Genomic DNA, 13,747 nt, shown 5'->3' with positions numbered 1-13,747 from the left:
CAAATGCTAGGTTGTGCCGCATGTCCCCCACCACCTCCCGTCCCCGCACCTGCGTCGTGACCGGCGGCGCCCTCGGCATCGGCGGCGCCGTGTCCCGTCGCCTCGCCGCGGACGGCGACCACGTCCTGCTCGTCGACCTCGACGAGGAGGCCGCCCGCAGCGCGGCATCCGACATCACGGCGGCGGGCGGACGCTGCACGGTGATCGTGGGCGACATCACCCGGGAGGAGACGGTGCGGGCCCTCGGGGCGGCGGCGGACGACGCCGGCGGCGCCGACGTCATCGTCAACAACGTCGGCGACTTCCGTCCGGCGAAGGCGGTCTTCGTCAAGAGCGAGCCCGCCCAGTGGCAGCGCCTCCACGAGCTCAACCTCTGGCACGTGTTCGCGGTCACGCACCGCCTCCTCCCGGCGATGATCGAGCGCGGGTCCGGCGCGATCGTGAACGTCTCGACGGTCGAGGCGTTCCGGGGGATCCCGGGACACGCCGTCTACTCCGCGTACAACGCGGGGGTCTCGGCGTTCACGAAGAGCCTGGCGGTGGAGCTCGGCCCCTCGGGGATCCGCGTCAACGCGATCGCCCCCGACCTGGCCGACACTCCGCAGACCCCGGCGGAGGCGATGCTCGCGGGACGGGATCCGGCGCTCCTGCGCTCATGGCTGCCGCTCGGCCGCTTCGGCGTCCCGGACGACTACGCGGAGGTGGTCGCGTTCCTCGCCTCCGACGCGGCGCGCTTCGTCACCGGGCATACGATCCCGGTCGACGGCGGGACCCTGGCCGCGTCGGGCTGGTACGGCCGCGCCGGTCGCCGCGGCTGGACGAACCTCCCGGACCACGCCTGATGCCCGCGCCGGACGCCGCCCGCGACCGCCAGGAGATCCATGATCTGATCCTGCGGTACTGCCGAGCGGTGGACCGCGCCGACTACCCGGCGGTCCTCGCGGTGTACGCCTCCGACGGGGTCGATCGGCACACCGGCTTCGAGGGCCCCGCGGCGGACTTCGTCGCCTGGCTGGCCGAGCGCACCGCGGTGTTCGACGGCACGATGCATCTCGTCGGCAACCACCTCGTCGAGCTCCACGGCGATCACGCCTTCGCCGAGACCTACGGCACGGCGGTGCACTGGGGCACCCCGCCGGACGATCCGCGTCGGAACTTCACCAGCGGGTTCCGCTATCTCGATCACGTGCGGCGGGACGCCGAGGGGTGGCGGATCGTCGAGCGGACGGCTGTGCGCGAATGGACGCGGTCGGACGCCGGGCGGCTGATCCCGCCCGAGGGGCCGGGCCCGCGCGGGCGTCGATGGCCGGCGGACCCGCTCGCGGAGGTCCGCGCCCGGGTGCTCCGCGCCGTCGGCGCGCACACCCCCGAGAAATCCGGTTGACCACCGAACCCGGCCGGGCTACCTTGGCAACCAAGCACTTGCTTGTGCGTCTCCCCCCGACGCCGCGTGACCCGACGACGAACCAATGGAGGTTCCTCATGTTCCGACGCAGCATGTCCCGACACCGCATCCTCGGCGTGGCGGCCGCGACCGTCGCCGCGCTCGCCCTGACCGCCTGCGCCGGCGACGACGCCGGCGCCTCCTCCTCGGGGAGCACCGCCGACGGCGGCGACCCGATCATCATCGGCCTCGACGAGGACAGCACCGGCCCCGGCGCGTCCTACGCCACGATCGCCGGGGACACCGTCCGGATGGCCGTGGACGAGATCAACGCGGACGGCGGCATCCTCGGTCGCGAGGTCAGGATCGTCGTCGGCAACGACGAGTCCGACCCCACGAAGACGCCCTCGATCGTCCGCAAGCTCGTGGACGACGGCGCGCACGCGATCATCCTCGCCACCGGCGGCGGCTCCGTGCTGCAGGCGAAGGCCGTGGCGAAGCAGGCCGGGATCACCGCCGTCGCTCCAGTCGCGATCACGACCTCGGTCGGCCTTCCCCCGGACAACGAGTTCACCTACATGCTCGCCAACGGCCTGGACGACTACGCCTCCGTCTACTGCGGGGCGTTCGAGGAGATGGGCTACGAGAAGCTGGCGATCCTCGCCGACACCACCCCCGCCATCGACAACATCGCGGGCCTGCTCGTGCCCGGGCTGGAGGAGTGCATCGACATCGTCGCGGAGGAGTCCGCGCCCGTGGACGCCGCCGACCTCGGCGCCCAGACCGCGCGCATCAAGCAGGCCGATCCCGACGTCGTGCTCGTGATGAGCGTGGGCGGGAACTTCGAGGTGCTCGCGCACAACACCCTCGACCCGCAGCTTCCGGACGTGCTCCGCTTCTCGCTAGCCTCCATCGGGAACCAGCCCGACGCGTGGGACCGCGCCAACCCCGGTGCGCTCGCGGAGGTCGTCTACATGGGATCGATCGACACCAAGAACGCGGCGACCGCAGCCTTGGAGGAGAAGCTGAAGAAGGCGAACGGCGACGACTACCGGCTGACCGCCTACGACGCGCAGGCCTACGACACCGTGCACCTGCTGAAGGCGGCGATCGAGGAGGCCGGCGGCACCGAGGACCTGACCGCGATCCGTGACGCGTTCGACGCGATCAGCGCCTACCCCGCCGCCTTCGGACAGGACGGGTTCACCCTGTCGTTCTCCCCGGACAAGCACATCGGCGCCGACAGCCTGTGCGGCCTGGTGCTCTCCGGCTTCGACGAGGACAACCAGCCCTCCGGCGCCTGGCCCGAGTACCAGGTGACGTGCTGAGGATCCGTCGATGACCGATCCACAGCTCTGGCTCTCCGTCCTGGAGATCGGCAGCTTCTTCGGGCTGATCGCCCTCGCCTACCAGCTCACCCTGATCGGCGCCGGCTTCTTCAACTTCGCGATCGGCCCGTACGCGATGACGGCGGCGCTGGGCGCCTCCTGGTTCGTCATCGAGGTGGACCTGCCGGTGTGGCTGGGCGTGCTCGTGGGGCTCCTGGCGGCGATGGCGCTGAGCGCCCTGACGGAGCTCCTCGTCGTGCGCCCCGTGCAGCGGCGGTCGGGGCGGGGCGAGCTCCCCGCCCTGGTCGCCGTCACCGCGGTGCTCTTCATCGTCCAGCAGGGCGCCGGCACGGTCTTCGGGCGCCGCGCTCTCCCCGGGCAGAACATCGCACCGTTCGGGCCGTGGCAGCTCGGCCCCGTGCACGTCCCCGGCAGCAGCGTGCTGCTGATCGCCGTCACCGCGGCCGTCTTCGTCCTCGTCTCGATCCGGATGCGCCAGAGCCGGACCGGCCGCCTGCTGCGCGCCGTCGGCGACAACCGGGACGCCGCGCGACTGCTGGGCCTCCCGGTCGGACGCATCCGCCTGATCGCGTTCCTGCTGGCCGGCCTCATCGCCGGGATCGCCGGGATCCTGTACGCGCCCAAGAGCGGCGTCGGGTTCACCAGCGGTCTGTCCTGGACGCTGGTGGGATTCCTCGCCCTGGTCCTCGGCGGGACGGGACGCACCTGGGCGCCGCTGGTGGGCGGCCTCCTGCTCGGGGCGATCCAGGTCTTCGCGCCGTTCTACTTCGGGAGCCTCGGCCCGACGACGATGGTGCTCGTCATCGCGCTGCTGTTCTTCGCCCTGCGACCGCAGGGCATGTTCGCGACGAAGGTGAGGCTATGACCGACCGTTCGCTCGCCGTCCGCGAGACCGCCTCTCCCCGCACCGCCCACGACGGCGGTGCACGCTGGCGGCGACTGCTGCCTCCCGCGCTCGCCGTGCTCGGTGCCGGTCTCCTGCTCGCCTGGGCCGGTGGGAGCGGGTTCAAACAGGACCTCCTCGTGCTCGTGGCGGTCTACGCGCTCATCGCGCTCGGGATGTACATCCCGTTCGTGCTGGCCGGGTCGCTGTCCATGGCGTACGCCGCGTACGCCGCGATCGGCGGCTACGCCGTGGCGATCATCGCCACGAAGACGGACCTGCCGGTCATCCTCGGATGGGTGCTGGGCCCGGCGGTGTCCGCGCTCGTGGCCACGATCCTGAGCCTGCTCACCCGGCGCCTCAGCGGCTTCTACCTCGCGGCGGTCACCCTGCTGTTCAGCCTCGCGTTCGAGCCGTGGCTCATCGAGGCGAAGGAGCTCACCGGCGGATCCGGCGGGATCGGCGGGATCCCGGCACCGGTCCTGTTCGGCTGGGAGCCGCCGCGCCCGCTGCTGGTGGCCGGCGCGCTCCTCCTGGTGATCGTCGTCACCGTCCTCGTCGAGCGCGTGCGCACCGGGTCCTGGGGCGTGATCGTCCGCACGATGCGCGACGTCCCGTCCGCCGTCGAGGCCGCCGGGGTCCGCACCACCACGCTGACGACCGTCGCGCTCGCCGTCGGCGCCGCCGTCGCCTCGCTCGCCGGCGCCCTCTTCGCGAGCTTCGTGCTCAGCATCACCCCGGAGACCTTCACCCTGTCGATCGTGTTCATGGCGATCTTCATCCCCCTGATCGGCGGGCAGGGAAGCGCCTGGGGCTGTGCGGTCGGCGCGATCATCGTGGTCCAGCTGACCCTGAACATGCCGGGGTTCGAGGGGTCGGGGCAGCTCGTGCTCGCGATCGGCGTGCTGCTGATCCTGCTCGTCGCCCCGGCGGGCCTGCTCGGCTACGCCCGGCGGCTCCTCGCGGGGATCCGCTCCCGACGCGCACGAGGAGGCTCCGATGTCGCCTGATCCGATCCTGTCCGGAGACGGCCTGTCCAAGGCCTACGGCGGGCTCGTCGCTCTCGAGGACGTGTCCTTCTCCGTCGCACGCGGCGAGATCCTGGGGCTGGTCGGCCCCAACGGCGCGGGCAAGACGACCCTCGTGGACCTCATCACCGGGATCCAGGGCGCCGATCGCGGGACGCTCACGCTCGACGGCGCGCGTCTGGGCGGTCCGCCCGCCTCCCGCGCCCGCCGCGGACTGGCCCGCACGTTCCAGCATCCGCACCTCGCCCTCGACCTCACCGTCCAGGAGAACCTCCTCGTCGGCGCGGCCGCGCACCGGTTCGCCTCGACCTGGCGCATGGTCTGGGGCGTGGTGACCGACGGCGTCCGCCACCGGCGCGAGGAGACGGATCGCACGCTCGCGGTCGCCGAGGAGCTGGGCGTGCCCCACCTGGACCAGATGTGCGCGAACCTCTCCCTCGGCGAGCAGCGCCTCGTGGAGGTGGCCAGGGCCCTGGCGCAGGACCCCCTGGTGATGCTGCTGGACGAGCCGTTCGCGGGGGCCGACGCCGGCTCCGTGGCCGGCATCATCGACGCCATCCGGCAGGTGCAGCAGCGCGGCCACGCGGTGATCCTGGTCGATCACAACGTGGATCTGCTCACGTCCCTGGCCGACCGGGTGATGCTGCTGGCCCAGGGACGACGGGTCTTCTCCGGCACGCCGGCCGAATGCCTGGCGAGCGCGGAGATGCAGCGGGTGTACTTCGGCACGGGTGGGGAGGAGGCCGCATGAGCGCGGATCTCGTGGTCGACGGACTGCACGTCTCCTACGGGAAGGCGACCGCGGTCGAGAACGCGTCGCTGCACGCCCCGGCGGGCACGGTCACGGCGGTGGTGGGGCCGAACGGCGCGGGCAAGTCGAGCCTCGCCCTGGGGCTGTACGGCTCGGTGGCCGCGACCGGCGGGATCCGGCTCGGCGACGAGGACCTCTCCGGGCGAAGCCCCATCCAGCGGGCCAGGGCCGGTCTCGCGATCGTCCCGCAGGGGCGCCAGCTCTTCCCCAAGCTCACCGTGCGGGACAACCTGCTCGTGTCCGCGGAGATTCTCGGCCTCGGCCGCGCCGCGGTGGACGCCGCCCTCGACCGCTTCCCGGTGCTCCGTGAGCGCCAGGGGCGCCTCGCGGGGGTCCTGTCCGGCGGCGAGCAGCAGATGCTCGTGGTCAGCCGGGCCCTCATGGGGGAGCCGCGCTGCCTGATCCTGGACGAGATGACCACGGGGCTGGCCCCGCAGATCGTCGGTCAGCTCGTGGACACCGTCCGGGCCATCGCCGCGCAGGGCGCGGCCGTGGTGCTGTTCGACCCCGCCATCGGCGCCCTGGGCCGCGCGATCGACCGCGGGCACGTGCTGCTGCGCGCCCAGCTGGGCGCGCCCTTTGAAGACGTCGACGCGCTGGACGCCGGCTACCGCCAGGCCATGGGCGTCATCCACGAGGAAATGGAGTCGGAATGACCGCCGTGACGACCGTCGACGCCGAGACCGTCGCCGAGTTCACCCGCCGGGGGTGGTGGGGCGACCGGAGCGTCGCCGACCACGTGGCCGCACAGGCGGCGCGCGTCCCGGACCGGATCGCGTACCTCGTCGGGGACGTCGCGCTGACGTGGGCGGAGTACGACGCACAGGTCGACGACCTCGCCCGCGTGCTGACCGCCCTGCTCCCCCGGGGCGCCCGGTTCGGGATGCTCCTGCCCGACGGCACGGAGTTCCACGTCGCGCTCTGCGCCGCCGAGCGCAGCGGCACCGTCGCCGTGGGCATGGGCGCCCGATCCGGCCGGTCCGAGATCCATCACCTGATGACGGCGTCCGGCGCCCGCGTCCTGGTGATGCGCCCCTCGCACCGCGGACGAAGCGCGCGGAAGCACCTGGAGGAGCTCCGTGCGGACGGCGCGGCGGTGGACCTGCTCGTGGAGGTGGACGCCGCCGGGCCCGTGCGCGTCGTGCGCGTGGAGGCGGACGGCTACCGCGAGGAGGAGCCGATCCGAGCGGACCTCGCCGAGACGCGCGCCCGCGCTCTCGGCCCGAACGACCTGTCCATGCTCAACTCGACGTCCGGGACGACGGGCCGGCCCAAGCTCGTCACGCAGTTCGCGAACCGCTGGCTGCACTTCAGCGAGCTCGCGTTCGCCGCCGCCGACTTCTCGGAGGACGACGTGATGCTCGGCGCCGTGCCCGGGCCGTTCGGGTTCGGGCTGTGGACGGCTCACTACGCCCCGGCCATGCTCGGGATGACCACGGTGCTCATGGAGCGCTTCGACGCGGACGAGATGATCCGCCTGCTCGATCGGCACCGGGTCACGATCCTCGCCTGCGTGGCCACCCAGTTCAAGATGATGCTCGATGCGCCCTCGCTCGACCGCGTGGGACCGCTGGCGCTGCGCGCCATGTTCACCGGTGGCGAGGCGGTGTCCGCGGAACGGGCCGCCCAGTTCGAGGATCGTGTGGGGGCGGCCGTCCTCCAGTTCTACGGCTCCAACGAGTCCGGCGCCATCAGCGCCACCACCCTGCGGGACTCGCAGGAGCGGCGGCTGCGCACGGCCGGCCGGGTGTTCCCGCACGTGGACATGCGGCTGTACGACGACGCAGGGCGCGACATCACCGACACCGGAGGACCGGGGCGGCCCGGGGTGACCGGACCGACGATCTGCCTCGGATACTACGGCGACCCCGCGGCCGACGCAGAGCTGTTCCATGACGGCCATCTGATGATGCCGGACCTCGTCGAGGTGGACGAGGAGGGGTACCTCCGCGTGGTCGGCCGCACGACGGATCTCATCATCCGCGGAGGGAAGAACATCTCGGCGATCGAGGTGGAGGAGGTCGTCGAGGCCCACCCGTCGGTCGTCATGGCCTCGGCGGTGCCGGTCCCGGATCCTCTCTTCGGCGAGCGCATCGGTGTGGCCGTCACGCTGCGTGCACCGCTCACGCTCCCCGGGCTCGTCGACGCGCTGACCGCGCGCGGCGTGTCGAAGCACCTGTTCCCGGAGCGTCTCGTGGTCCTCGACGAGCTCCCCCGCGCGGCGGGCGGCAAGGTCGCGAAGGGACGCGTCCGGGAGATCGTCGCGGGGTGCGAGTCCGCCGAGACCGATCTGCGCGACCGGGGTGCGGCATGACCGCGGCCCGCGTTCCCGGAGAGGTCGTCGTCTCGGGGCTCGCCTTCCCGGAGGGGCCGCGCTGGCATCGCGACGCCCTGTACTTCTCGGACGTCCACTCCCACCAGGTGCTGCGCTGGCGGGCGGGGACGCTGGAGGTCGTCGCGCACGTGCCGGGCCGCCCGTCCGGGCTGGGATTCCTCGACGAGGAGACGCTCCTCGTCTCGTCCCAGGAGGATCGTCGCGTCCACCGTGTCGACCTCCGCACACCGGGGGCGCCGCCGGTGGTCCACGCCGATCTCGGCCGCGTCGCGACCTGGCACCTGAACGACCTGCTCACCGACGCCCGCGGGCGCGCCTACGTCGGCAACTACGGCGACGGCGCTCCGCCTGGTGAGCCGATCGCTCCCGCCGCCCTCGCCCTCGTGGACGTCGACGGATCCGTGCGCGCCGTGGCCGACGAGCTGTTCTTCCCCAACGGCATGGCCCTGCTCGACGAGGGGCGCACGCTCGTCGTCGCCGAGACCCGGAGCGAGCCGGGGCGGCTGACGGCCTTCGACGTCTCGGCGGACGGTTCGCTCCGCGGCCGACGGACGCTCATCGCGTTCACGGGACAGTGGCCGGACGGCATCGCGGCGGACCGGCACGGGACGCTGTGGGTGGCCTGCCCGTTCGACGCCGAGGTGCTGCGGGTCTCCGCGGACGGCCGGATCGTCGGACGCGTGGCGGTGCCGGATCCCTACGCCGTCGCGATCGGCGGGGACGACGGCACGGACCTGTTCGTGGCGACGGCGGACACGTGGGTTCCGGAGGAGGCCGCAGTCGTCCGTTCGGGGCGGATCCTGGTGTTCCGGGGCGTCGCCGCCGACGCCCCTCGCTAGGCGGCCCGCCCCTCCCCCGCGCCTCGCCCGTGCCTCGCCCGTGCCTCGCCCGCACCTGCGGAGATCCCCTGCCCACGCGGACGGATCCGCCTGGGCCCTCCGCGCAAGCACGCGTTCTCCGTAGCAGCGCGCGAACTCCGTACGCGTGCGCAAACCCCGCAGCAGCGCGCGTTCTCCGTAGGAGCGTGGCGAGCGCCTCCACCGGAGATCCACCGCTCAAACGGACGGACTCGACAAGGATCACCGCGCGAACGCGCGATCACCGCGGGAGGGTGCGAATGCGGAGGGAGGGTGCGAATGCGGAGGGAGGGTGCGGATGCCGAGGGAGGGTGCGGATGCCGCGGGAGGGCGCGAGCCCTGGGGCAGGATCTGGACAGGCCCCGTCTCGCTCGGTCGACGACCGGCGGTCAGGCCGCGGCGCCGAAGTAGGCCTTCTGCAGCTCCTCCAGCGTGACCGTCGAGGCCGCCCCGGACAGCACCGTCCGACCCATCTCGATGACGCTCACCTCGTCGGCGATGGCGACGGAGTCCTGGACCGCCTGCTCGACGAGGAGGATCCCGAGACCGGTCTGCTTCAGGGCGTGCACGCGCTCCATCACCTCCTTGACGATGACGGGCGCGAGCCCCTGGCTGGGCTCGTCCAGGATCAGCAGCTTCGGGCGGGCCATCAGCGCCTGCCCGATCGCGAGCATCTGCTGCTGCCCTCCGGACATGCTGGCGGCGGGGAGCGCCCGTTTGGCGGCGAGGATCGGGAACAGGTCGTAGATCTCCGGCAGGGTGTCGATCAGCGCACGCTTCCCGACGCGCCGGGAGAACCCGCCGAGGAGGAGGTTCTGCTCCACGGTGAGCTCGTGGAAGACGCGCTTGCCCTCCTGCACGTAGGAGATCCCCCGTGCGACACGCTTGTGCGGAGCGTCCTCCAGCGGCGCGCCGAGGTAGCGGACCGTGCCGCCGGCGGTGCGGTTGAGGCCGGAGATCGCGCGCAGCGTCGTGGTCTTGCCCGCTCCGTTGCGGCCGAGCAGCACGGTGATCTGGCCCGCGCGGACGGTCAGCGACACGTCACGGACCACCCGCAGATCGCCGTATCCCGTCTGCAGGTTCGAGACCTCCAGCAGCACGTCGTCAGTCATCGCCCTCTCCTGCCGTGACGGCCGCATCGTGCTCGACGGAGACCCCGAGGTACTCCTCCATCACGCGCGGGTTGCTCTCGATCTGCTCCGGGGAGCCGTGCGCCATCACCGTGCCCTGCGCGAGCACGTAGATGTCGTCGGCCAGGCGCAGCACCAGTTGGAAGTTGTGCTCCACGAGCACGACGGTCATGCCCGCCGCGCGGAGCCGGACGATCAGGCCCTCCAGGACCTCCAGCTCGTCCTCGTCCAGGCCCGACGCCACCTCGTCCAGCAGCAGCACCTTCGGGGAGGCGGCCAGGCTCCGTGCCACCTCGAGCAGCCGGCGCTGGCCGAGCGGGAGCGAGTCGGCCAGTTCGTCACGCTGCCCGTCCAGTCCCACGAGGGCCAGGGCGCGCTCGGCGCCGTCGCGGTCCGCACGGTCCACCCGGCGATAGCGCGGCAGACGCAGGACCGAGGAGAGCACGCTCACCCGGTCGCCGGCGTAGCGCCCGGCGAGCACGGCTTCGAAGACGGTCAGCTTCTCCGGGATGTTCGGGGTCTGGAACGTGCGGGACACGCCGCTGCGGGCGACGCGGTAGCTGGGCAGCCCCTGGATCTGCTCGCCGTCGAGCAGGATCGTCCCGGCGTCGGTCCGGTAGAAGCCCGAGATCATGTTGAGCAGGGTGGTCTTGCCGGAGCCGTTGGGCCCGATGACCGCGGTGACGGCCCCCGGTCGAGCCACGACGCTCACCTCCGCGAGGGCCCGGTTCCCGCCGAACGCCTTCGAGACCCGCTCGGTCTCGAGCACGGCTCCGGCCATGGCGGGGATCTCCCCCGCGGCGAGGGGCGCCGCCGTGACGCCCGCCGCCGCCTTCGCCGCGCGATCCGCCCGGCGGACGAGCCCTCGCAGCAGCCCCGACAGTCCGCCGGTGAAGGCGACCCCTCCGATCAGGAGGAAGGCGCCCGAGATGATCAGGCCGAACTGCTGGAAGTTCGTGGCCTGGTTCATCCCGAACTGCAGCACGGCCGCCCCGGCCAGGGCCCCGTAGACGCTCGCGGACCCGCCGAAGATCGACGCGGCGAGCACCGTCATCGCGAACGAGAAGGCGAAGGCCTCCGGGGAGATGAACAGGTCCAGGTTGGCGAAGAGCACGCCGGCGAGACCGGCCGGCACGGCGCCGAGCGCGTACGCGGTGAGCTTGGTCCGGAACACCGAGATGCCCATCGAGGACGCGAGCACCGGGCTCTGCTTGAGCACGCGCAGCGCCGTGCCGTGCCGGGAGACGACGAGATTGCGCATCACGGCGAACCAGAGGATCGCGATGACCGCGATCACGAGGTAGTAGGTCCGCGGATCGACCATCTCGCCGAACAGCGTCGGCGGCTTGATCCCCGCCAGCCCGTTGCGTCCGCCGGTGACGTCCTTGAACATCGACAGCAGGTCGGGGACGAGGAGGATGAGGAAGAACGAGGTCATCGCCAGCGACCAGCTCCCCATCCGCAGCCCCGGGATGCCGGAGATCAGGCCGACGACGAGGGCCACCAGTGCACCGGCGACGAGCTGCAGGAGCAGGTCGGTGATCCCCGCCTTGCTCATCAGCCCCGCCGTGTAGGCGCCGGCGGCGTACATCGCGACCTGGCCCATGGCCAGCTCCCCGGCATAGCCCAGCGAGAGGTTCAGTCCGGACACGATGAGGGCGAGCAGCAGCGTCAGCTCGATCTGCCGCGTGACCGCGTAGCCGGTGCCGAGGAACGGCAGCACGAGCAGCACGGCCCCGATCGCGAGGGGCCAGATCCATCCCGGGACCGCCCGGAGTCTCAGCCAGAACGTCGCCATGTCACACCGCCCGTTCCCTGCGACGGGTGAACAGCCCCGTCGGCTTGACCATGAGGATGAGGATGAGGATCAGGAAGACGCTGAGGTTCGCGAAGTCCGATCCGATGTACCGGCTGGCCAGGGCCTCGGTGAGACCCACGATGACCCCGCCGGCGAGGGTCCCCCACAGCGATCCGAAGCCGCCGATCGCGAGGACCACGAAGCCCTTGAGCGCGAGAGAGGCCCCGAGGGTCGCGACCGCGTAGGTCTTCGGCCCCACGAAGACGCCGAGGAACCCGGCGAGCACGCCGGTGAAGACGAAGGCGATGAGCGCGAACCGGCGCACGTTCACGCCGCGCAGCTGCGCGGCCTCGCGGTCCTCGCTCATACCGAGGAGGGCCAGGCCGTTCATGCTCCGCTTGGCGTACTGGGTCAGCCCGACCACGATGACGACGACCAGCACGACGAGCGCGATCTCCACCGGGTACATCCGCCCGCCGGCGACGGTGAGCACCTGATCGCCGAGGAAGAACGGGACCCGGCGCGGCTCGCCGCCCCAGATCACCTGCGCGACGCCCTCCATGACGATGGAGGCGCCGAGCGTGGTGACGAGCAGGTTGTGCATGTCCTTGACGGGGCGGATCGCGATGCGCTCCTCGAGCGCCGCGATGCCGCCGACGATGACGGCGGCGCCGATCGCGACCAGCCACCACGGCAGACCCATCACGGCGATGCCGAGGTACGCGAGGAACGCGCCGAGCATCATCAGCGCCGCCTGGGCGAAGTTGAACGTCTTCTGGGAGAGGAAGACGATGTTGTAGCCGATCGCGACGAGCGCGTAGACCGCGCCGAGGGCGAGACCGGACCAGATGATCGTCATGGGTCGGGGTCCTTCCGTCACTGCTTCCTGCGCGGCGGCCCCGGATCGTCGGTCGAGGATCCGGGGCCGCCGGTCGGCGGACGCGCTCCGTTACTGGTACTGGCCGTTGACGAGCTTGCCCGGCGGGATGAAGAGGAAGTCCTCGGGCGTGACGTGCGGGGTGTGCGACTCGGCGGTGAAGCCGTAGCGAGAGAGGATCACGGTCCCCGCCGACTTCTGCACCTCCGGGTCAACGAGTGCCTCGGCGAGCGCCTCTGCCTCCAGCGAGCCCGCCGACTCCGCCGCCGCCTTGAGCAGGAACATCGAGTCGTAGTTGTAGGCGAGGATCAGCGAGGAACGGATGTCGCCGGCGGCCATCATGGTCTCGACCGCCGCGTTCACCTTCTCATCGCTCGGGTCGTGCTTCGTGCTGGTGTAGACCTGCATGGTCAGGTTCTTGACCTGGTCCGTGCCGAGGACGCCGGAGGGCGGCTCGGTCGCGATCAGCTGTGTGGCGGCCACCGAGGTGTTGCCCAGGACCGGGATGTCCCAGCCGAGCTTCTCCAGGCTCTGCAGCACGTAGCCGAGGGGCGCGCCGTACGCGTCCAGCACCAGGGCCTCGGGGTTCGTCTCCTTCAGCGCCTCGAGCTGAGCGGTCATGTCGAGGGCCGCGTTGTCGAAGCCCTGCATCCCGGTGACCTCGATGCCGGCCTCGGTGTACGCGTCCTTGGACTGCTTGCCGAAGAGCTCGCCGTACGCGCTGGACCCGTGCAGGATCGCGACCTTCCCGTAGCCGCGCTGCTCGATCTCGTGGACGAAGGAGCCGATGTAGTCGGGGACGGAGGCCGACAGATCGAAGTTGAGCGGGTTCACCGACGGGTCGCCGGACGTCGCGGTCGGGCCGATGTTGAACGAGAGGATCTGGTTCTGACCGAGGATCGGGATCGTGGCCTCGGCGACCGTGGAGGGGCCCGAGTTCATCACCGCGACGGGCTTCTCGCTGGCCAGCAGCTCGCGGAGCTTGGTGACGGCGACGGTCGGGTCCGCGGTGTCGTCGACGACCTCGATCTCGACCTCGCGCCCGAGGATGCCGCCGTCGGCGTTGATCGCATCGACGGAGGCCTTCGCGGCGGTCACGGACGTGGTGGCGTTGTCGGCCAGGACGCCCTCCGCGCCGATGCCGCCGAGGACGACGACGGTGATCGGCTCGTCGGAGCCGGGCTGTTCGGACGAGCCCTCCGCCGCCCCGCCTCCGCCGCAGCCGGCGAGGGTGAGCGACGCGGCGAGGACGCCGGCGGTCACTGCTGCGATTCGGGTGATACGCATGGAAGTGC

At 71.7% G+C, this 13,747-nt stretch carries 13 protein-coding genes; 9 read left to right on the top strand and 4 right to left on the bottom strand.

Annotation, left to right across the window (positions count from 1 at the left end; all coding sequences use genetic code 11):
• Positions 1 to 20: 20 nt before the first annotated feature.
• The 9 genes from V6R91_RS11515 to V6R91_RS11475 all read left to right on the top strand — a co-directional run bounded on the left by V6R91_RS11515 (position 21) and on the right by V6R91_RS11475 (position 8,629).
• Positions 21 to 842, top strand: a complete 822-nt coding sequence (locus tag V6R91_RS11515; RefSeq protein WP_336395506.1) for an SDR family NAD(P)-dependent oxidoreductase — start codon at positions 21 to 23, stop codon at positions 840 to 842.
• Positions 842 to 1,384 (top strand): nuclear transport factor 2 family protein, encoded by a 543-nt coding sequence (locus V6R91_RS11510; protein ID WP_336395505.1) that lies wholly within the window; start codon positions 842 to 844, stop codon positions 1,382 to 1,384. The genes V6R91_RS11515 and V6R91_RS11510 overlap by 1 nt, the downstream gene beginning before the upstream one ends.
• Positions 1,385 to 1,482: 98 nt before the next feature.
• On the top strand, positions 1,483 to 2,712 hold the full coding sequence (locus tag V6R91_RS11505; protein ID WP_219086397.1) for an ABC transporter substrate-binding protein: 1,230 nt from the start codon (positions 1,483 to 1,485) through the stop codon (positions 2,710 to 2,712).
• Between the two features lie 10 nt (positions 2,713 to 2,722).
• Complete coding sequence (locus V6R91_RS11500; RefSeq protein WP_336395504.1) at positions 2,723 to 3,598, top strand: branched-chain amino acid ABC transporter permease; 876 nt, start codon at positions 2,723 to 2,725, stop codon at positions 3,596 to 3,598.
• Positions 3,595 to 4,626 carry a branched-chain amino acid ABC transporter permease gene (locus V6R91_RS11495; protein WP_219086398.1) on the top strand — a complete coding sequence of 344 codons (1,032 nt, stop codon included), beginning with the start codon at positions 3,595 to 3,597 and terminating at the stop codon, positions 4,624 to 4,626. Before V6R91_RS11500 ends, V6R91_RS11495 begins: the two co-directional genes overlap by 4 nt.
• Entirely contained in the window at positions 4,616 to 5,395 is a 780-nt protein-coding gene (locus tag V6R91_RS11490) for an ABC transporter ATP-binding protein (protein ID WP_231819808.1), read from the top strand. The genes V6R91_RS11495 and V6R91_RS11490 overlap by 11 nt, the downstream gene beginning before the upstream one ends.
• Positions 5,392 to 6,111: an ATP-binding cassette domain-containing protein gene (locus tag V6R91_RS11485; RefSeq protein WP_336395503.1), complete on the top strand. Its 720-nt coding sequence runs from the start codon at positions 5,392 to 5,394 to the stop codon at positions 6,109 to 6,111. The genes V6R91_RS11490 and V6R91_RS11485 overlap by 4 nt, the downstream gene beginning before the upstream one ends.
• Complete coding sequence (locus V6R91_RS11480) at positions 6,108 to 7,769, top strand: class I adenylate-forming enzyme family protein (RefSeq protein WP_336395502.1); 1,662 nt, start codon at positions 6,108 to 6,110, stop codon at positions 7,767 to 7,769. The genes V6R91_RS11485 and V6R91_RS11480 overlap by 4 nt, the downstream gene beginning before the upstream one ends.
• The gene (locus V6R91_RS11475; protein WP_219086406.1) at positions 7,766 to 8,629 is read left to right on the top strand and encodes an SMP-30/gluconolactonase/LRE family protein; all 864 of its coding nucleotides are present in this window, start codon (positions 7,766 to 7,768) and stop codon (positions 8,627 to 8,629) included. The genes V6R91_RS11480 and V6R91_RS11475 overlap by 4 nt, the downstream gene beginning before the upstream one ends.
• A 407-nt stretch (positions 8,630 to 9,036) precedes the next feature.
• On the opposite strand, the gene V6R91_RS11470 is transcribed toward V6R91_RS11475, so the two are convergent.
• The 4 genes from V6R91_RS11470 to V6R91_RS11455 form a co-directional block, all read right to left on the bottom strand.
• Complete coding sequence (locus tag V6R91_RS11470) at positions 9,037 to 9,759, bottom strand: ABC transporter ATP-binding protein (protein ID WP_271059503.1); 723 nt, start codon at positions 9,757 to 9,759, stop codon at positions 9,037 to 9,039.
• Positions 9,752 to 11,575 (bottom strand): branched-chain amino acid ABC transporter ATP-binding protein/permease, encoded by a 1,824-nt coding sequence (locus tag V6R91_RS11465; RefSeq protein ID WP_336395501.1) that lies wholly within the window; start codon positions 11,573 to 11,575, stop codon positions 9,752 to 9,754. The genes V6R91_RS11470 and V6R91_RS11465 overlap by 8 nt, the downstream gene beginning before the upstream one ends.
• 1 nt (position 11,576) lies before the next feature.
• On the bottom strand, positions 11,577 to 12,434 hold the full coding sequence (locus V6R91_RS11460) for a branched-chain amino acid ABC transporter permease (RefSeq protein ID WP_336395500.1): 858 nt from the start codon (positions 12,432 to 12,434) through the stop codon (positions 11,577 to 11,579).
• A gap of 90 nt (positions 12,435 to 12,524) precedes the next feature.
• Positions 12,525 to 13,739 (bottom strand): ABC transporter substrate-binding protein, encoded by a 1,215-nt coding sequence (locus tag V6R91_RS11455; RefSeq protein WP_336395499.1) that lies wholly within the window; start codon positions 13,737 to 13,739, stop codon positions 12,525 to 12,527.
• Positions 13,740 to 13,747: the final 8 nt, after the last annotated feature.

Source organism: Microbacterium sp. CCNWLW41 (assembly GCF_037083505.1).
Note: the sequence above shows the minus strand (reverse complement) of the source record. Positions and strands in the feature narration are given on the sequence as shown.